This window comes from Nocardia sp. NPDC059236 (assembly GCF_042754085.1).
Lineage (GTDB): Bacteria > Actinomycetota > Actinomycetes > Mycobacteriales > Mycobacteriaceae > Nocardia.
This window is the reverse complement of the sequence record NZ_JBHZAF010000012.1, coordinates 198294-217348: the sequence shown is the minus strand read 5'-3', so window position 1 is coordinate 217348 and position 19055 is coordinate 198294. Positions and strand designations below refer to the sequence as shown.

Here is a 19055-nt window from a genome sequence, read left to right as displayed (position 1 = left end):
CGTGCGGCCGGAGGAGGTGGTCGACGATGACCGGTGAACTCGACTCGATCGCAGCCGCGGTGGCGGCGGTGGCCCGCGGCGGCATGGTGCTGGTCGTGGACGACGAGAACCGCGAGAACGAAGGCGATCTGATCCTGGCCGCCGAGCACGCGACCGCGGAGAACATCGCGTTCCTGGTGCGGCACACCAGCGGGGTGCTCTGCGTGCCGATGGCCGGCGAGGACTGCGACCGCCTCCAGCTGCCGCCGATGACCTCGATCAACGAGGATCCCAAGGGCACCGCCTACACCGTCTCGGTGGATGCCGTTTCCGGTGTCAGCACCGGCATTTCGGCCGCCGACCGCGCCTGCACCATGCGCCTGCTGGCCGACCCGCGCACCACCGCGGCCCAGCTCTCCCGGCCCGGGCACGTGTTCCCGCTGCGCGCGAATCCCCGTGGCGTGCTGGGCCGTCCGGGCCACACCGAGGCCGCCGTCGATCTGATGCGGCTGGCCGGGCTGCGTCCGGCCGGTGTCATCGCCGAGGTCGTCACCGACGACGGCAGCATGGCGCGGCTGCCCGAGCTGCTGGTCATGGCGCGGGAATGGGGTATCCCACTCGTCTCCATCGCCGACCTGATCGCGCATCGGAAGCAGCTGGAGCACGGCATCATCCGCGAGGTCGAGACCCGGCTGCCCACCCGCTTCGGCGACTTCCGCGTCTACGGCTACTCCGACGCCCACACCGGCGCGGAACACCTCGCCCTCGTCCAGGGCGATCCGTCGGGCGAGAACACGCTCGCCCGAGTGCATTCCGAATGCCTCACCGGCGACGCCTTCGGCTCGCTGCGCTGCGACTGCGGCGAGCAACTCGACGCCGCCCTGGAGGCCGTCGCCGAGGCCGGGCGCGGCGTCATCGTCTACCTGCGCGGTCAGGAGGGCCGGGGCATCGGCCTGCTCAACAAGCTCCGCGCCTACGAACTCCAGGACGCGGGCGCGGACACCGTGGACGCGAACGTCCGCCTGGGCCTGCCCATCGACGCCCGCGATTACGGCGCCGCCGCCCGCATCCTCGCCGATCTGGGTGTGCGGTCGGTGCGCCTGCTGAGCAACAACCCGGCGAAGCAGTCGGGCTTGCAGGCCAATGGCATCGCGGTGCACGCGCGGATCCCCCTGCAGACCCAGCCGACCGAGCACAATGTGCACTACCTCGCGACCAAGCGCGATCGGATGAGCCATCAGCTCCCCCATATCCCCGCGGTCGGGTAGCCGCATCCCGGGGTAGCGCGGGCGTCAGGTGTCCTCCGGTTCCCACTCGTCCCACTGCAATCCGAGCCGGAAGGCCTGCAGCCCGGGCTTCGAGGGCGACAGCCACGCCTGAAACCGCAAGTCCGACGGATATTTCGCGCCCGACCGATGGATCGCCGCCTTCGTCTCCGCCGCGATCTGCCGCGCCGAGGCGACACCGTGGTTGAACATCTGGCCGCGCACCCCGCCCTCCTCGCGCACCTCCAGGCGGGACTGGGCGTTGGAGGCGAAGAAGCCCTGCGCCACCCACTCCGGCTCGTCGGCCAGGGTGAGAACCCAGATCGCGTGCGGCACCAGGGGATGCAGGACCGGGAGATCCACCGCCAGGGAGAGGAACAACCGGTCGATGTGGTCGTCGAGTTCGTCGAGGGTCGGTGCGTCGGGCTCCTTGTAGCCGAGGGCGCCGACCTCCGTGCGCCGCGACTCGTCCGGCCACGCCAGCCAGCACTCGGTGGGCCGGTGGTCTTCGTCGTATTCCCAGTCGAATTCGCGCTCCACCGTACGCGGCCCGCGCGGCTCGACCCGCAGGCTCACCTCGATCGGGCGGATCGATCGGCCCAGCGTCACGATCTCGTCGGGGCGCAGCCAGATCGCCAGGGCGCCGGGGCCGCCCACCAGATCCGGTTCGCCGAGGATGCCGATGCACTCGGCCAGCGCGGTCGTGAACACGTGATCGACCAGCGCGGGCGGACAGGGGTACGACAGCAGGAGCTGTTTGATCTCCCCGTATCCGAAGCCCGGCGCCGTGATCGAATGCGGCGTCTCGACCGCGACGAGCGCTGCGCCTTCCGCAGTCAGCGCAGCTGCGTCGCCGGTCGATTCCCACCCCAATTTCGCGTAGACGCCGTCGATCTCGGTCCGGGACCACGTATCGAGTTCGGCGGCCAGCAATACCGACATGGCCTGACCGAAGCTACCGAGTTCCACGCGGCGTCCGTAGTTCCGCGCCCACCACTGGTTGGCCTCCGCATTGCGTTGCCGCCGTTGCTCTTCCGTCGGGTGCCGGACGTCTTCACTCAGGTCTTCGCTCACCGCGGCAGCGTATGTGACGGGGACGTATCGGATGGCCGTGGGATTCACGGCAGCCAGTGGACCGGGGTCACCTCCCGGATGTGGACGAGAATGTCGAAGGCCTTCGACAGGTCGCGAATCGCCAAGTGCTCGTCCGCATCCCGGACGGGGTCGTAGACGCCGCTGATCACGCGCATCTTGGCGGGGGCTGCGATCGGGGCGGTGCGCATGTCGAGCCAGAGTTGCGGAAGGCCCATCTCACCCAGCGTCGCATCCAGGAAATCCGGTGCGGGGGCGGGGATCTCGGCCACACCGACATTGCCGTGGTGGAAGCCGATGGCCACCGGGGCATAGTCGCGTCCGAAATGCTCACGGAGAACGCTGCCGACACTGGATTGGGAGACCTGGTCCCGGGCCAGACCCAGGGCCGCATCATCGGCGGAGACATGCGATATGCCGTCCCAGTACACGGTTCGCAGTCCGGTGCGCTGGTAGTGGCCGATGATCGAGGAGGCCCACAGTTCGGCTTCACCCGCGTAGCTGCCGCGGCCCGCGACGCTGTGGCGGTGGAAGTCCTCGATCAGAGCCATTCGGGCCCGGACGGTTTCGCTGATGTCCGGGATCGAGGCGAGGAGCGTCGAGGCGTCGCGGGCGTGGTCGAGGAACGGGCGGCCCGGGTGGACGCCTCGGGCACGTTGGACGTGCTCGTCCAGCGTGTGGGCGGTACGGATGGGCTCCAGATGGGCAGCGAGATCGGCCACATGATCCGGAGCCTGGGTCCGGACCGCATCGAGCACGGCGTCGTAATCCTCCGGCTTGGCCTGGGCCGGCTTGACGCCGATGACGCGCACTTGATCGCCGGGGTGGGCCTCGTTGAACTCACGAATCCAGGTCAGTGCCGCAGCCATCTCCGCGGTACGCCAGGGACGCCAGGCCAGTTCGAGAGCCGACACCGCCGTCCCCGTGCCCTCCCGCACGTAGGCATCCAGGGTCTCGCCGACATCGGCGCTGTCCTGGACAGCGAGCGTACGGAATCCGTGGTGCGCGACCAGATTCCGGAACAACTCGTCGCGAAGCGCGAACGTCTCCTGAGCGAAACGCGTCGACTCGCCGATCCCGACCACGGTCGCGGCTGACAGCGACTGCGCGAGGGTGTCGATCGTAGTGGCATCGAAAGGGGCTGCACTGAGTGTGGTTTCGGTCGGCATGACCCCACTCTCCAACCTCGACCAAGGTTCAGGTCAAGCCCGAAAGGCAAAACCCAAAAACCAAAAGACAAAAGATGCCTGGAGAAGGGAGGGGTCGGGCTCACGTCCGCGCCTGCACCTTCCAGCCCCCTCACCTTTGAAGCCGCATGTGGGGTTGCTGCAGGAGGTATTCGCTCGGATCACGGGGTTGGTGTCGCCACGTGATGGCTTGGGCTCGTTGGGGGACAGTGCGGATCGGTTGTGAAGCCAAAGGATCGACCTTCAGGCAGGCGATGGTGTGGTGAGCGTGGGAGGGTCGATGTCGGGGTGAGGGTTTGAGGCGGGGTGTGCTGTCCGAGATCGGACTATCGCCTGGTGGGCTTCACCCTTCGCCGTGACCGCCGATCATTGGTGACGGTGGCGGTCGGAGGAGTGATCGCGCCGGTCGTTGAGATTGTCGACGCAGGTGCAGGTCGCAGTGGTGGTGGCGGGATTATCACTGTGGCCGTGGGTGGTTCGGTGATTGGTGGGTAGTTGGCGGTGGGTTTGTCTGTGAAAGGTGATGGGTGCAGTCCGTGGGCCGGGATCGGCGGGTGGCGGCTGTCAACCTGGCGTCAGCTCGAGTCCGGTAGGGCAGGCGAGACGACCACACTTCCCCGTCCCTGCGCACGCCAGCTCGACACGAGCAGCCGGGAATCATGCAGCCCGTGAACCCCACCTCCGGCAACTGGAATCGATGGCAGCGGCGACCTGCTGCCCCACGTGATGTCTGTCGTTCACGCGCGGAGTGCCGGTGGGGTCGAGACGTTTCGGGGCAATCCACCCGGTCCGCCCCCTGTAAGGGGAATCTTTGCCCATGACAACGGTTTTCCAGCCGTCGGGACTGTCGTTGACCAGTGCGTGGCAGTGATCGCACACCATGGTCAGGTTGGTCAGATCCGTGGGGCCGCCCTTGGCCCAGTCGGTGATGTGGTGCACCGCGCACATCGATGCGGGCGCATCGCATCCCGGTCGGGTGCAGCCCTTGTCGCGAGCGATAAGGGCCAACCGTTGGGCGGGAGTGGCCAGTCGCTCGCAGCGGCCCAGGTACAGCGGCAGCCCGTCGGCGTCGAGGACCGCCAGCACCGGGCGGGTGCCCTCGGCCATCTTCAATGCCTCGTCGATGGAGACGTGCCCACCGGAGGCGGTGGTCGCGACCCCGGTCCCACGCTCGAGATCAGCGACGGACATGGTCAGGATGGCCTGCACCGGCAAACCACGATGCGAACCCAGCTTGGCCGGGTCGACTCCGGGCTGCAGCAGCGCGAACAACGCGTCGTGGGTGCGCTGACCGGCATCACGGCGGTCGCGGCGGGCGGCCGCCTCCAACACCTTGGAATCGACGACTTTGACCGTGGCGGCGACGCTGTCGGTGTCGTCGATGTTGCACATACCCGGACGCGCCAGCTTCGCGAACACCGCATCCAACAGCGCCCGCAGTTCGGGGGTGATCCAGCCCTCGATCCACGACATGCCATCCACCCCGGGACGACCCAGGATCAGGCCCCGGCGGCGACGGCGGTCGGCGTCGGAGACGACCTTGCCGTCCGGGTCGACACGGGCAAGGATGTCGCGGCCGATCTTGGGCAGGTCATCGGGCCACCCGATCCGCGAGTGGCCGACGAGGATGTCTTCGGCCTCGGCGCGCGTCTCGGCGGGGATGTCGGCGGGGAGGTGGTTCATCACGTCGATGATGTTGCGAACATGATCACGCGAGATGTCGCCTGCCTCAAACGCTTCGGCGGTCGCCGCCAACGCAGCCGGACGCAGATGACCCGTGGGTTGAAGAACTCTCCGCACTGGCGGGTGATCTTCACCCGCACCGACGCGTCGTACCTCGACAATCCCAATGTCTGGCGCAGGAACGGCACCAGTTCCCCGGCTCCGCTGGTTTCAGGCAAGGAGCGATTCGCAGCTTCGATGATCAGGCGTGAATCCAACGCGGACAGTTGGCGTTTGCAGGTTTCCAGGCGCTGCATCAACTCGACGACATCAGCGTCGGAGAACGGGGTGAGGTTGCCGTGCAGGACGGAATTCGACAGGGTTTCGACGGCGGCTGCCAATTCGGCTATACCGCATGCGTCGAGTGTCACCCCTGTCGAATTCATGCATTGATTTTACCGCCGAATGGTCATGCTAGGAACCCGAAATGTCCAGTATCCCTTGCCTTTTCACAATTTCCGAGACACGGGCACCCATCGTTTTACCGGCGGCCAATAGCGGCTCTGTCGATCGCAGGGTCCGACTGAGAATGAAAGCCCCTTCCAGCGCACCGATAATCGCAATCATCAGTTCCCGGGCGTCGGCCGCTTCCAGACCACGGCGGATGAAATAGCCTGTGCCCTCGTCGATCCAGGAGTTCATGACTTCCGCTGCCACGTCACGGATTCCGGGTTCGCTGTCGGCCACTTCCCCGGCCACGGTGCCGACCGGGCACATGTTCATCCAGCCGGCCTGCTCGATGGTTTCCGCGGCGGCGGCGAAGGCGGCCGGGACGGCTTCGCGGAGGTCGTCGTGGGCGTCCATCAGGAGTGGCAGCAGCTGAATGTAGGCGGCGCCCGAGACACGGAGGGCCTCGGCGGCGATGGCCGACTTTCCGGCGGGGAAGTGGTGGTAGAGCGAGCCCATCGGGGCGCCCGACGCCGAGGTGATCTGTTTGACGGTGATCGCGCTGTAGCCCTGGACCCGCATGAGTTCGGCGACGGCGGTGACCAGGCGATCCCGGGTGGTGGTTGACAGCTTCTCGCTCACCCGTCCAGACTAGAGCAAACGCACTAGAGCGTATGCTCTAGAGGGGAGATATCATGCCGGCCGTCGAACTGAGTGCGGGACGGGTGCACTACGCCGAGCGGGGTGAGGGGCCACCGGTGGTGCTGTTGCACGGACTGCTGATGAACCACACGGTGTGGGACGAGGTGATCGGCAAGCTGCCCGCGGGCTTCCGGTACGTGTTGCCGGATCTGCCGCTCGGGTCGCATCCGGAGCCCTTGCGCGAGGGCACGGACCTGACCTTGCGCGGGCTCAATCAGCTGATCGCGGATTTCCTTGCCGCCCTGGACCTGCGCGACGTCACCCTGGTGCACAGCGACTGGGGCGGCGGGCTCTTCCTCACCGCCTACGGCCTAGACGAGCGTGTCGGCCGGTTGATCGTGCTGCCCTGCGAGGCCTTCGCCAACTTCCCACCCGGTCTGCCGGGCAAGACCGCTATCGTGGGCGCGGCGTTGCCCGGCGGAATCACGATGGCGCTCAAGCAGTTACGCGTCCGGTGGCTGCGCTCCTCACCGCTGCTGTTCGGCTGGATGGCACGCTATCCGCTCAGCGACGAGATCATTCGCGGCTGGACCGATCCCGGCCTGCGGGACAAGCGGATTCGGCGTGATCTGCTCGCCTACGCCCGATCCCGCCGCAACAAAGCCGAGCTCATCGCGAATACCGAAGCGCTGCGCGACTTCCGGGGCGAGGCCCTGATCCTGTGGTCGTCGGCCGGCAAGGTGATGCCGCGCGAGCACGGCCGCCGCCTGGCCGAGCTGATTCCCAAGGCGCGCCTGGTGGAGATCGACGATGCCTACGTCCTGTCGATGCTCGATCAGCCGGATGCCGTCGCCGCCGCCATGTCCGCCTTCCTCACCGGCGCGGTCATCGAACACCGCTAGGGCATTGGTCCGATTCGGTATGGTCGAGGCCGGAGACGGACTACCGCACGGGAGGCGCTGATGCCCAGCTTGCTCAGTCGGGCGGTGCCCGCGTATCTGCGGGTCGTCCGGGCCAATCGGCCGTTCATCAGCGCCGAGGGTGCGCGCGAGCACATTCGGGAGCGCAGCCTCCGGCCTCAGGCGTACGGCCCGCCGCGCCTGTTGCGTGCGGATGTGACCATCGAGGTGCGCCGGGAGAACGGCTGGCCGATCTACACCCTCACGCCCCGATCCGGCCGCGCCCGAGGCAATGTCGTGTACTGCCACGGCGGCGGCTGGGTCAATGAGGTCGCCCGGCAGCATTGGCAGCTGGCCGCCGATATCGCGGCCGAAGCGGCCACGACGGTCACGGTGCCGATCTATCCGCTCATCCCCTACGGCACCGCCGATCAGGTGATCCCCGCCTTCGCGAATCTTGTTCGCGCCAATCGAGACCAGTACGGCGAGGTCTGCTTGGCGGGAGATTCGGCGGGCGGCCAGATCGCGTTGTCTACGGCAGTCCTGCTCCGCGACGAGCAGCAACCGGCAGTGCCTCGGACAGTGTTGATTTCACCCGCCCTGGACCTGAGCCTGAGCAATCCGGAGATCCTGACCGTCCAGTCCGAGGATCCCTGGCTCGGACGCGATGGCGGCCTGATCCTCGGCGACCACTGGCGCGGCCCGCTCTCGATCACCGACCCGCGGGTCAGCCCGCTGTTCGCCGACTTCACCGGACTCGGCCCGCTCACCGTCTTCTGCGGCACCCGCGACATCCTCGTGCCCGACACCCGGATCATGGTGGGTAAGGCTCGGGCCGCGGGTGTCGAGGTCGACTATCACGAGGCGCCCGAACTGGTCCACGTCTATCCCCTGACGCCGACCCCCGAAGGCACCGAGGCGCGCAAGCTGATCATCGACGTCCTGCGCGGCGCACTGACCCCGGCGACCTCCCCGGCCTGAGCCTCAGCCGGATTTCCCTGTACCCGGCGCGTTTTCGGCCAGCCACCGTCGTGCCCTGGTCGCCGAGGCGCGCGAAAGCCAGGCGTCCTGCACGACTTCGGTGAGCTCCTGCAGGCCGAGTTCGGGAATTCGGCTGCCGCGCACCAGGACCGAGAGATGCCCCTGGAAGTGCGGGGTCGTGAAGAACGGTGAATCCGGGTCCTGGGTGAGGGCCAGCTTGTCGTCTTCCGACGGCACCCAGAAGATGATGACGTCGTCGTACCGCTCCCCGGTCTCCGGGTCGGCGGCGTCGGGGCGCGGGGTCCGGAAGTAGACGAAGGACTTGCGGCCGACCTGGTAGACGGGGTTGCCCGCGGGCCCGTGCTCGATGGTCACGTGCGGCATACCGGCCGCCAATTCGTGGACGTCCGCCAGGCGGGCTCGGTGCGTTCGGCTCGGCACCCGGCCGAGTGTATCGCCGCACACATCAGCAGCGGCCGCGAGCTGCGTTTATGCGTGCTTGCTGGCACAGAATGCGGCAAATCACATAGGTTTGACGCCATGGCGCGGCGTGTCAATGGAAACCTCCCCGAAGAGGTAACTAGCTTCGTCGGCCGCCGCGAAGAGCTGGCTACTGCGAAGCGCCTGCTGCCCACCACCCGGGTGCTCACCCTGCTGGGTCCGGGCGGCATGGGAAAGACCCGCCTGTCACGACAGATCGGGCACCTCGTCGCGCGCGCGTTCCCCGACGGCGTATGGCTGGTCGAGCTGGCCGATGTGCAGGATCCGGCGCTGGTCACCCTGAGTGTCACCGAGGCGTTGAACCTGCGCGACGAATCCACCGCGCCGCTGCCCCGGCTCACCGAATTCCTGGCCGACAAGCGGCTGCTGCTCATTCTGGACAACTGTGAGCATCTGATCGAGGCGTGCGCCGCGCTGGTCGGCCGGATCATCGCCACCACACCGGATGTGCGGGTGCTGGCCACCAGCCGCGAGGTGCTCGGGATACCGGGCGAACAGGTCATGCCGGTGCCGCCGCTGACCGTGCCCCAGACCGCCGGTGAGGACAGCGACGCGCTGCAGCTGTTCATCGAGCGCGCCAGCGCCGCCAACCCGGGCTTCCAGGCCGGCCCCGGCAACCGGCCGGTGGTGGCGGAGATCTGCCGCCGCCTCGAGGGCATGCCGCTCGCGCTGGAGCTGGCGGCGCTGCGGCTGCGCATGTTCACGCCGGAGCAGATTCTGGACCGTCTCGACGACACCATCGGGCTGCTCAGCGCCGGGCCGCGCACCGCGCCGCAGCGCCAGCAGACCATCGAGGGCGCGATCCGCTGGAGCTACGACCTGTGCACCGCGGCGGAACAGGCCCTGTGGGAACAGCTTTCGGTGTTCGCGGGCGGTTTCGACATCGACGCCGCGGAGGCGGTGTGCGAGCTGGGGTCCGCGTCGCTGATGGAGGCGCTGACGGGGCTGGTGGACAAGTCGGTGGTGATGCTGCGCTTCGACGGGGATGTCGCCCGGTACTCCATGCTGGAGCCGATCCGTCAGTTCGCCGCCGACCGGCTCGCCGAGCGCGGTACGGACCAGCAGGTTCGGGCGCGGCACCGCGAGCACTACCGGCAGCTGGCCATGCGCGGGCAGACCGCGTACTGGACCGCGGAAGACGTGGAGTGGTTCCGGGAGCTGAGCCGCGAGCACGCGAATCTGCGTGCCGCCCTGCGCACGGGCCTGGAGGACGAGCCGCTGCGCACCATGGCCACCGTGACCGTGCTGCGCCCGTTCTGGGAGCACAATCGCTTCCTGTCCGAGGGCTACCGCTGGCTCACCGATTCGCTGGCCCGCAATCCGGAGCGGACCGCCGAGCGGGCCAAGGCGCTGTCCTCGGCCGCCTCGCTGGCCGCCCTGCTGGGTGATCAGGAGTCGGCGGCGCGGCTGGTGAGCGAGTGCATGGAATTGGCTGCCGCCCTGGGTGATACCGACATCATGGCCGAGGTGGCGCTGGACCAGTCGCTGCTGGCCTTCGCCTCCAGCGACCGCGAACGCTCACTGGAGCTGGGGCGGAGCGCCATCGAGCTGGCGGCCACGCACGGCCAGCACGCCATCGAAATGGACTCGCACGCCTTCTCTTTCATGGCGGCCATGGTGCTGGAGGCGCCGGGGCGCACCGAATTGGCCCAGCGCTTCCTGGAACTCACCACCGACAGCGGTTCGCACCTGCTGGGCGGGCTGGCGCTGTGGACGGTCGGGATCGACCACTGGCGGCGCGGCGAACTCGAGGCCGCCGCCGAATTCCACGGCCGCGCCATCGAGGAGCTGGCCCTGTTCGAGCGCTGTATCTGGCTGTCGTCGGCCTTCGAGGGGCTGGCCTGGACGGTCTCGGCGGACGGCGACCACGAGCGGGCCGCCCGCCTGCTGGGTGCGGCGGAATCCCTGCAGCGCAGCACGATTCGGCTGGCCCACACCATCACCGTCGCGGTCGGTGAGAAGGAGCGGCTCAAGGTCCGGGACGCGCTGGGCGAGGAGGCGTTCCGCACCGCGTTCGGCGCGGGCGCGAGCCTGCCGCTGGAGGAGGCCATCGACTACGCGCTCGGCCGCACCGCCGCCGAGCCGGAACCCGTTGCGCCGCCGCCCGCCCTGAAGCGCGCTCCGCGGGCGGCCACCGCGACCCTGTCGGAAACCAGTGTGCTGACGCGCCGTCAGAAGGATGTGGCCCGCCTGGTCGCGGCCGGTCACAGCAACAAGCGCATCGCCGCCGACCTGGTCATCTCGGTCCGTACGGCCGAGACCCACGTCGAGCACATCCTCACCAAGCTCGGGCTCACCTCCCGCACGCAGCTGGCCGCCTGGGCGCACGAACACAATCTGTAGATCCGCTACCCGCACGCGGCCCGAATCTGCCGCAGCCGAAGGCACATTCGGATCGTGCGCGTGTCGGGCAAACCCGGGCTACTGGTAGCCGGTGGCCCCGTCGATGCGTTCGCGCAGCAGGTCGGCATGGCCGGCGTGGCGGCCGTACTCCTCGATCATGTGCAGGTAGATCCAGCGCAGGGAGAGGTCGGTGCCGGTGCGCGGATGGATAACGGTGTGGTCGAGGGGAAGATCGGCTATGGCCTTGTCGCACACGGCAATTTCCTCGAGGAATCGGGCGTAGTCGGCCTCGGCCTGCTCGGGAATGGTGTCGTCGAAGTCGGCGCCCTGGCCCGGATCGCTGGAGTAGAGGTAGCCGACCGGCTCCCCCGCGGCCCGCTTGCGGAACCAGCCGCGTTCCACCTCGGTCATGTGCCGGATCAGGCCCAGCAGGGACATGGTGGACGGCGCCACGCTCCGGGTCGCGAGCTGGGCGCCGGTGAGCCCCTGGCATTTCCAGAGCAGGATCTCGCGGCCGCGGGTGAGCAGGGAGTGCAGCATGGCCCGCTCGTCGCCGACGAGCACCTGGGCGGACCGGGTGATGTCCGGGGCTGTCCACGTCATGCTCGGACTGTAGCGCCGGGCCGAAACCGGGAAAACGAGTTCGGGGGTGGGAAATCCCACCCCCGAATCATCGGAAACCGCTTGCTACAGGCCGTTGTTCAGGAAGTCGACCACGGACCGCTCGAAGGCGTCCTTGCGCTCCACCATGACCCAGTGGCCGCAGCGGGCGAAGGTGCGCAGGTCCGCGTTCGGCAGCTGCCGGGCGGCGAAGAGCGAGCCCTCCACCGGGGTGACCCGGTCATCGCGGCCCCACAGGATGAGCACCTCCTGCGTGATGCCCTTCAACCGCGCCCACAGCGGGACCGGCTCGGCCAGCTTGGGGTTGTAGAAGGTGGCGTAGGCGTCGCGCAGGGCGGCCTGGGCCTTCGGATCGGCCGCGGCCTTCAGGCGCTTGGCCACCAGTTCCTCGGTGAGCGTGGCCTGGTTGTAGACCATGGCCCGCAGGAAGCCCATGGCCTTCTCGTCGGTGGGGTTGGCGTTGAACTCCATGAGCCGCGTAATGCCCTCGGACGGTTCGGGTCCGAGCACGTTCACGCCGACGCCGCCGGGCGCCATCAGCACCACGCGATCGACGCGACCCGGGTGCTCGAGCGCGAGCAGGGTCGCGACCGTGCCGCCCATGGAATTGCCGAGTACGTGCGCCTTCTCAATGCCCAGCTCGTCGAGCAGCCCGATCACCGCGTCGGCGGCGATGCGCAGGTAATTGCGCTCGTACACCTCCGGGCGGCCGCTCTCGCCGAAGCCGGGCTGATCCAGGATCAGGCAGCGGAAGTGCTGCGCCAGCACCGGCAGGTTGTCGCCGAAGTTGGCCCAGCCGGAGACGCCCGCGCCGGAGCCGTGCAGCAGCACCAGCGCCGGGCCCTCGCCGGCCTCGTGATAGCGGAGCTTGTGGCCGTCGACCGTCACCCAGCGGGTGGTGTTCTCCGCGGTCAGGGTCATCAGAGCATCCGATCCGCGACCTCGAGGCCCATGGCGCCCTTGCCGTACATGGCCAGGGCCCGCTCCACATCGTTGATCACGTGCACGCTGCCGGCGTGCGCGTCACGCCAGTTGCGCTCGATGATGTTCGGGCGGCGGATGGCGTGGCCGCCGGAGTTCTTGAACAGCAGGTCGATCGCCTCGAGCGCGCGCTCGGTGCCGCGCACCTGATCGCGGCGGGTGGCCAGGCGCAGCTCGAACGGGATCTCCTCACCGGCCTGCGCGTAGCGCAGCTGCTCGCCCATATTGCGCTCCATCTGGAGCACGGCGGCGTCGATTTCCGAAGCGGCACGGGCGATCCGGACGTGGGCGAAGGGATCCTCCGACACCTTCTGCCCGCCGTAGGACAGCCGCACCCGCTCGCGCTGGCGCTCGATGTGGGCCTCGTACGCGCCCTGGGCCGCGCCGATGATCGGGGCGGTGATGGTGTTGGAGAACAGCGCGCCGAACGAAATCTTGTACAGCGGAGAGGTATTCACCTGCTGGCCGGGACCGACCAGGTTGGCCTGGTCCGCGGCCGAGTAGGCGCGGTGGGCCGGTACGAAGGCCTTCTCGATGACGATGTCGTTGGAACCGGTGCCGGACAGGCCCGACACGTTCCAGGTGTCCTCGATGCGGTAGTCGGTGCGCGGCACCAGGACCGTGTAGTAGTCCATGCCGGTCTCGGTCGGCACCAGCGCGCCCAGGAACACCCACTGGCCGTGGTCGCAGCCCGAGGAGAAGGCCCAGCGGCCCGAGATCTCGTAGCCGCCCTCGACCTGGGTCAGCTTGCCGGTCGGCGCGTAGGAGGAGGACACCAGGGTGTCGGGGTCGGCGGCCCACACGTCCTGCTGGGCCTGATCCTCGAACAGGGCCAGCTGCCACGGGTGCGCGCCCAGCACCGAGGACACCCAGGCGGTGGACGGGCAGACGGTGGCGATGGTGCGGATCACCTCGTAGAAGGCGACCGGCGACTCCTCCAGGCCGCCGAAGCGGGCCGGCTGGAGCATGCGGAACACGCCGGCCTCGGTGAGCTCGGCAATGCTGGCGTCGGGCACCCGCCGCTGCTCCTCGGCCTGAACCGCGCGTTCCCGGATCGCGGGCAGCAGATCGCGGACCCGATCGAGCACCTTGTTAGTCATGCGGGCGTTCCTCCTCGTGCCAGAGTTTCCTGCCCTCGAAGCTATGGCCAACGCGGTGTTTCGATCCGAAATAGTCCCGATGATCGGAACCCAGGTTCCGCTGGATACGGACCGATCGCCGTACAGCGGCTATTTGTGGGCGTATTCCCAGGTGATGTCCTCGTCGAGGGCCTTGCGGATGCTGCGTTCCAGGTCCGGGTTCCAGTCCTGCGGCTGGGCCACCGCGACCCAGCCGTCCAGGGGCAGGTCGCCGTAGCGGTGGCCGTGGCCCGACGGGACGCCCTGGGCGTTGGCCAGGTCCGCGCTGATCTGCCAGAAGGTGACGATCGGCCACCAGCGGATGGACTTGGAGACGTCCGCACCGCGCGGTTCCTTCAGCCAATCCGGTTGTGTGAACAGCAGATCCGGCGACCACCAGACGATCGGGTCGGAGGCGTGCTGCAGATACACCACGCGCGGGTCGAACCACGTCCGGTCCGGGCGGCCCAGTTCCGGTGCGGTGGCGGCGAAGCGGACGATCAGGCCGTCGGCGTAGATGGGCAGGATCTCCGGCGTTCCCGGATCGCGGCGCTGCTCGAGCTGATGCCAGATCCGGTTGGAGTTGGGCGGGCCGACCCACAGCACACCGTCGACCATGGTGCGGATGTCGTCGAGCCCGGTGAAGGCGCCCTCGGAGCCCTGCGAGCCCAGACTCTCCCCGTACACCAGTAGTTTCGGACGCTGTCCCGGCGGCAGCTGCGCCCAGCGCTCATGGACGGCGTGGATCACCGCATTCCCGGACTCGGTGGCCTTCTGGCGGTCGGACAGGAACGACAGCACGCTCGGCAGGTAGGAGTACTGGGTGGCGGCGATGGCGGTGTCACCGCCGTACATGTACTCGATGGACGAGGCGGTGGTGGAGTCCACCCAGCCGGTTCCGGTGGTGGTGACCACGACCAGCACCTTGCGCTCGAAGGCGTGGGTGCGATCCAGTTCCCGCACCACCAGGTCGGCGATGTCCTGCTGCGTGTTCGCCGAGTCCAGGCCCGCGTACACCCGAATCGGTTCGCGCGCGGGCCTTCCCGTGACCTGAGCGATCCGGTCCGCGGTCGGCGCGGTGGCGACGAACCAGCGGCCCTCCGACCCGAGGGTGTCCCACGGCGCCAGTGACTGTGGGCTGCCGGACCTTTCGGGCAGCTGCGGCTGGACGGCGCTTGCCGAGGTCTTGCCGTTGCGCAGGCTGAACGCCGAATTCGCCACGGAGAAGAAGGCTTTCGCCAGCACACCCTGGAACAGCAGCACCGCGACCACCGCGACCACGATCACCGCGCCCGGGTAGGCGATGTCCCTCGGCACCCGCCATTCGATGTTGAGCAGCCGCACGATCAGCCGGATCAGCCACCGCACCAGGCGATACGACACGATCACCAGCGCGAGGGTCGCCGCCGCCACCAGTTCGGCGCGCAGGTAGCTCGAGGTGGTGGTCGGCGTCATCCCCATCAGCACTTCGAGATCACGCTGCCAGCGCGCCGACCTGGCCAGCACCAGGGCCGCGCCGACGATGGTCCCGACCACGATCACGGCCTTGCTGACCGCCAGCGTCGTCTCACTCGGATGCCACAGCTTGGCCAGGCCCTCCGCCGACTCCGGCAGCCGTGGCCGCACCCACTTCTTGAAGGCCCACTCCAGCACGCCACCCACGCCGTATCCGATGGCGGCGCTGATCCCGCACACCAGACCCTCGAACAGCCAGGTACGCGGCAGCAGTGAGGGCGACACCGCCCAGAGGAAGAAGATCCAGGCCACCACCAACCCCGGATAGCTCGGATTGACGGCCCGCTCCGCACGATCCGCGACCGCCCATACACGTGAACGCAGCGATGCCGGCCGTGCCGTGCCTGCGGCCTGCCCATTCGTCCCACCCGTGTCGGTCGACTTACCAGTCGCGGTCAGCTCTTCGCGCGCTGTCGTCTCGTCACGCCCGGTTGTCTCATCACGCCCGGTTGTCTCGTCACGCCCGGTTGGCTCGTCACGTTCGGTCGTCTCATCACGTTCGGTCGTCTCGGCGGGCTCGATCGGCTGCTCGGGCTCGGTCGGCTGCTCCGGCTCGGCCGCAGGCTGAGATACGGGCGGCTGGGGTTCGGTCGCTTCGCCGCGCCCGGTTACCGCGTCGCGGGCGTCGTCCCCGTGCTCGTCACCCTGCTGTCCGTCCGCCGTCATGCCCTCGAGTCTGGTCGCCGGACGGCGGCCGCACGGCAGCGACACGCGCGGGCACGGGCGCCGGCACCGCCCGGACAACGGGGGCTCAGTCCGTCGCCCGGCGGTGCCGGCTATCCGAGATCGCCTCACCGGGTAAATGAGGCAGTCGCGAGCCTTGGGCGGGCTCGCCGGTGGACGCCGCACCCCCGCGTTGACCGCCCACGCGGAAACACATTAGGGCGCAGAGGAACCGGTGTGAAACAGCTATTTCCCAGCCATTGACAAGCGCCGGTTGTCAATCACAGATGCTGCGGCAGGGTGCAGTCGTCGAGATCGGGTTGTTCCAGGCGCGCGACCAGGTCGGGGTTGGCGTCGCGAACACGGCGCGCGATGTCCACGAACGACCGCACCAGCGGCGTCTCGTGGTCGACGCGCCAGCCGACCGTCACCTGGTTGTGCGGGGCGTCCGCGATCGGCAGCACCCGGACCCGGGGAAAGGGCATCCACCGCGCCGACGCCACCGTCAGCACGACGCCGACCCCCACCGCGACCTTGTGCAGCTCCTCGAGCAGCGAACTCGACCGGGACACCACCGGGGCGGGCCGCCCGTCGCGGTGATCGTGCAACTCCCAGAAGGCATTCCACTCCGGATCGGTGGTGGCCGCCCCGAGCAGCGGCTCGTCGAGCAGGTCCCGCACCCGCACCTCGGGCAGTTCCGCCAGCCGGTGCGCGGCGGGCACCAGCGCCACCAGCGGCTCGGCGAACAGGGGCTCGAAGCGGATTCCGGCCGCGCGGAACGGGAGTCGCACGAAGGCCACGTCGACGGTCCCGCTCTCCAGTCCGGCCGCGGGCTCCTCGTAGGTGAACTGCCGCATGTCGACCGTCACCCCGGGGTGCTGTGCACGGAAGGCCGCGAGGATCGGCTCGGTGAGGGTGAGCGCCGCGCCCTCCAGATAGCCGAGCACCAGCCGATCCGACTCCCGCCGCTGCGCCACCCGCGCCTGCTCGACCGCCATTTCCAGTGTGGTCAAAGCACTTCGGACACCTTCGAGGAGGGCCGCCCCCGCCGCGGTGAGCTCGACGCTGCGGGTGGTCCGCGTGAACAGCACCAGATCCAGCGCCTTCTCCAGCTGCCGGATCTGCGCGCTCAGCCCCTGCTGCGCCACATGCAACCGCTGCGCGGCGCGCGTGAAGCTCAGCTCCTCCGCCACCGCAACGAAATACCGCAGCTGCCGCATGTGAATTTCCATAGCGGGCGAGTCTAGAACCTGTTCTCGGTGGCAAAAGGGCCATCGCCAACCACAACTCACCCGACGCGGCAGCAACCCGGCCGCCGAATCGCCACTGCGAACAAGGGGCAGCGACCACAGACGCCGAGCGGCGGCGGTGCCGGCGCGGCGGCAGCCATGGCCCTCGGCCCGATGCGAGCGGTGTCACCCTCATCGCCTGCGAGTCCCGGCTGCTGGGCCGCCTCGAAGCCTTCTCGCCTCGATCCTGGAGCGGCTGGCCCGTTACGCCGCCGGAACCCTGTTCCGCAGTGGCTTCCGTGCCCTGCCGCCGGGCCGAGAGTGTCGGCAGAAGGCGATCGGCTATGCGCGGCGGGCGGCCGCGGTGCCCGCGCGGCGGCCGAAGAAGGTGCCGTCGCCGAGGGAGGTGCCGGAGATGTAGCCGAAGCCGTGCAGGCCGTTGGCGGCTCGACCGGCGGCGTAGAGGCCGGAGATGGGGCGGCCGTCGATGTCGAGGACGTGGCCGTCCAGGTCGGTGTGGAGGCCGCCGAGGGTGAAGACGGAGGCGCCGGTGCCACGGCGGTCACCGGCCTCCGACGGCGGGCGCACGCCGGCCTTGACGTCGATGGCGGCGAACGGCGGGGTCAGTTCGCGCAGCCAGCGGGGCGACTTGTGGTGGTCGAGATCGGTTCCCTGCCGGGCGAATTCGTTGTAGCGGGTGATGGCCGCGGTCAGCGAGCCCGCCGGCAGGCCGGTCAGCTCTTCCAGTTCGGCGGGCGTCTCGGCGACGTGGGTGGGCCGCACGCCCCAGCGCTGAGGCTCGGGGACGTCGTCGAAGCCGTCCTCGTCGACGACGACCCAGACGGCGGTGTCGTCGCCCGCCCAGCTGCCGCCCATGTTCTGGCGGTAGAGCGCGTGCTGGCCGATGCGGCCGGGGTAGGTGTCCTCGTTGATGAAGCGGCGGCCGAGGGCATTGACCACCAGGCCGCGCGCGGCCAGCCCGGGAATGAGGGACATGCCGACCTGACCGGCGGACATGTGGCGCACGGCCGCGCCGAGGGCCTGGGCCATGCGGATGCCGGAACCGTCGTCGGTGCCCGCGCTGACCTTGGTGTGGCCCAGCAGTTGCGGCGCGTGGGCGGCGAGCATGTCGTCGTTGTCGACGAAACCGCCGGTGGTGAGCACGATGCCGCGCCGGGCGCGGATGGTGATCTCCTTGCCGTACCGCCGCGCGACCGCTCCGACCACGACACCGTCGCCGTCCACGATCAGGGTGCCGACGTGGGTGTCGAACAGTGCGGTGGCGCCGGCGGATTCGGCCGCGGCGGCCAGGCACTCCATCAGCAGCTTGCCGCCGAAGTCATTGGCGGTGGGCCGGTGCCCGCGCGGGGCCGGGTGCGCCAGTTCGGTGAAGGGCCAGCTGTTCTCGCCCAGCCACATGAGCCCGTCGTCGGTGGGCGGCACCCAGGTGGGGGCGTCCCACATGGTCGGCTTGAACGGCACGCCGCGGTCGACCAGCCAGTGGAAGTGCTCGACGCTGCCGGCGCAGTACTCGTCGATCTTGGCCGCGTCCGCACCCGCGCCGAGCGCCGCCTTCAGGAAGGCCGCCATCGCCTCGGGGGTGTCGTCGTAACCGCAGGCCACCTGGATCGGGGTGCCGCCGCCCAGATAGATCTCGCCGCCCGACATGGCCGACGCGCCGCCCGGACCGCCGGACCGGTCCACCACCAGCACCCTTGCACCCGCGTAGGCCGCCTCGTAGGCCGCCGAGGCGCCCGCCGCGCCGTACCCGACGACCAGCACATCGGTCTCGATGTCGTAGTGGCTCACCTCGCCGGCCGCCCGCGGCGTGACCGGATTCCGCACTGTCATGCCTCGACGGTCCCGCTCCGACCGCCGTCACTTAGCGCCCCATCTTGCTGAGCGATTCACCGATCCCGTTGACCGGGAC

General features: G+C 69.0%; 16 protein-coding genes. 4 read left to right on the top strand and 12 right to left on the bottom strand.

What is annotated here, in order from left to right:
• Nucleotides 1–26 precede the first annotated feature (26 nt).
• A complete protein-coding gene (locus ACFXIV_RS29460) occupies nt 27–1247 on the top strand; it encodes a bifunctional 3,4-dihydroxy-2-butanone-4-phosphate synthase/GTP cyclohydrolase II (protein WP_379398847.1) in 1221 nt (406 codons plus the stop codon).
• Nucleotides 1248–1271: 24 nt separating this feature from the next.
• On the opposite strand, the gene ACFXIV_RS29455 is transcribed toward ACFXIV_RS29460, so the two are convergent.
• The 5 genes from ACFXIV_RS29455 to ACFXIV_RS29435 form a co-directional block, all read right to left on the bottom strand.
• Nucleotides 1272–2318 (bottom strand): hypothetical protein, encoded by a 1047-nt coding sequence (locus tag ACFXIV_RS29455; protein WP_379398848.1) that lies wholly within the window; start codon nt 2316–2318, stop codon nt 1272–1274.
• Between the two features lie 44 nt (nt 2319–2362).
• The gene (locus tag ACFXIV_RS29450) at nt 2363–3505 is read right to left on the bottom strand and encodes an erythromycin esterase family protein (protein WP_379398849.1); all 1143 of its coding nucleotides are present in this window, start codon (nt 3503–3505) and stop codon (nt 2363–2365) included.
• Between the two features lie 675 nt (nt 3506–4180).
• Nucleotides 4181–5323, bottom strand: coding sequence for a DUF222 domain-containing protein (locus ACFXIV_RS29445; protein WP_379398850.1), 1143 nt, complete (start codon nt 5321–5323; stop codon nt 4181–4183).
• Nucleotides 5206–5586: a hypothetical protein gene (locus ACFXIV_RS29440; protein ID WP_379398851.1), complete on the bottom strand. Its 381-nt coding sequence runs from the start codon at nt 5584–5586 to the stop codon at nt 5206–5208. Before ACFXIV_RS29440 ends, ACFXIV_RS29445 begins: the two co-directional genes overlap by 118 nt.
• A gap of 73 nt (nt 5587–5659) precedes the next feature.
• A complete protein-coding gene (locus tag ACFXIV_RS29435; RefSeq protein WP_379398852.1) occupies nt 5660–6274 on the bottom strand; it encodes a TetR/AcrR family transcriptional regulator in 615 nt (204 codons plus the stop codon).
• Between the two features lie 53 nt (nt 6275–6327).
• Here ACFXIV_RS29435 and ACFXIV_RS29430 point away from each other — a divergent pair, with 53 nt between their 5' ends.
• Both ACFXIV_RS29430 and ACFXIV_RS29425 read left to right on the top strand, forming a co-directional pair.
• On the top strand, nt 6328–7176 hold the full coding sequence (locus ACFXIV_RS29430; RefSeq protein WP_379398853.1) for an alpha/beta fold hydrolase: 849 nt from the start codon (nt 6328–6330) through the stop codon (nt 7174–7176).
• A 60-nt stretch (nt 7177–7236) separates the two neighbouring features.
• Entirely contained in the window at nt 7237–8154 is a 918-nt protein-coding gene (locus tag ACFXIV_RS29425; RefSeq protein ID WP_379398854.1) for an alpha/beta hydrolase fold domain-containing protein, read from the top strand.
• A gap of 3 nt (nt 8155–8157) precedes the next feature.
• Here ACFXIV_RS29425 and ACFXIV_RS29420 read toward each other — a convergent pair whose 3' ends face one another.
• Nucleotides 8158–8538, bottom strand: a complete 381-nt coding sequence (locus tag ACFXIV_RS29420) for a hypothetical protein (RefSeq protein WP_379399024.1) — start codon at nt 8536–8538, stop codon at nt 8158–8160.
• A 156-nt stretch (nt 8539–8694) separates the two neighbouring features.
• On the opposite strand from ACFXIV_RS29420, the gene ACFXIV_RS29415 reads away from it, so the two are divergent.
• Complete coding sequence (locus tag ACFXIV_RS29415) at nt 8695–10998, top strand: LuxR C-terminal-related transcriptional regulator (protein ID WP_379398855.1); 2304 nt, start codon at nt 8695–8697, stop codon at nt 10996–10998.
• A 78-nt stretch (nt 10999–11076) separates the two neighbouring features.
• Here ACFXIV_RS29415 and ACFXIV_RS29410 read toward each other — a convergent pair whose 3' ends face one another.
• From ACFXIV_RS29410 to ACFXIV_RS29385, 6 genes are all read right to left on the bottom strand, one after another.
• The gene (locus tag ACFXIV_RS29410) at nt 11077–11601 is read right to left on the bottom strand and encodes a DinB family protein (protein ID WP_379398856.1); all 525 of its coding nucleotides are present in this window, start codon (nt 11599–11601) and stop codon (nt 11077–11079) included.
• A gap of 84 nt (nt 11602–11685) precedes the next feature.
• Nucleotides 11686–12540 (bottom strand): alpha/beta fold hydrolase, encoded by an 855-nt coding sequence (locus ACFXIV_RS29405; protein ID WP_379398857.1) that lies wholly within the window; start codon nt 12538–12540, stop codon nt 11686–11688.
• Complete coding sequence (hsaA, locus tag ACFXIV_RS29400; RefSeq protein ID WP_379398858.1) at nt 12540–13700, bottom strand: 3-hydroxy-9,10-secoandrosta-1,3,5(10)-triene-9,17-dione monooxygenase oxygenase subunit; 1161 nt, start codon at nt 13698–13700, stop codon at nt 12540–12542. The genes ACFXIV_RS29405 and hsaA overlap by 1 nt, the downstream gene beginning before the upstream one ends.
• Before the next feature lie 129 nt (nt 13701–13829).
• Nucleotides 13830–15899 (bottom strand): alpha/beta-hydrolase family protein, encoded by a 2070-nt coding sequence (locus tag ACFXIV_RS29395; RefSeq protein WP_379398859.1) that lies wholly within the window; start codon nt 15897–15899, stop codon nt 13830–13832.
• 278 nt (nt 15900–16177) lie between these two features.
• Nucleotides 16178–17128 (bottom strand): LysR family transcriptional regulator, encoded by a 951-nt coding sequence (locus ACFXIV_RS29390; protein ID WP_379398860.1) that lies wholly within the window; start codon nt 17126–17128, stop codon nt 16178–16180.
• Between the two features lie 339 nt (nt 17129–17467).
• The gene (locus tag ACFXIV_RS29385; protein ID WP_379398861.1) at nt 17468–18976 is read right to left on the bottom strand and encodes an FAD-dependent oxidoreductase; all 1509 of its coding nucleotides are present in this window, start codon (nt 18974–18976) and stop codon (nt 17468–17470) included.
• Nucleotides 18977–19055 lie beyond the last annotated feature (79 nt).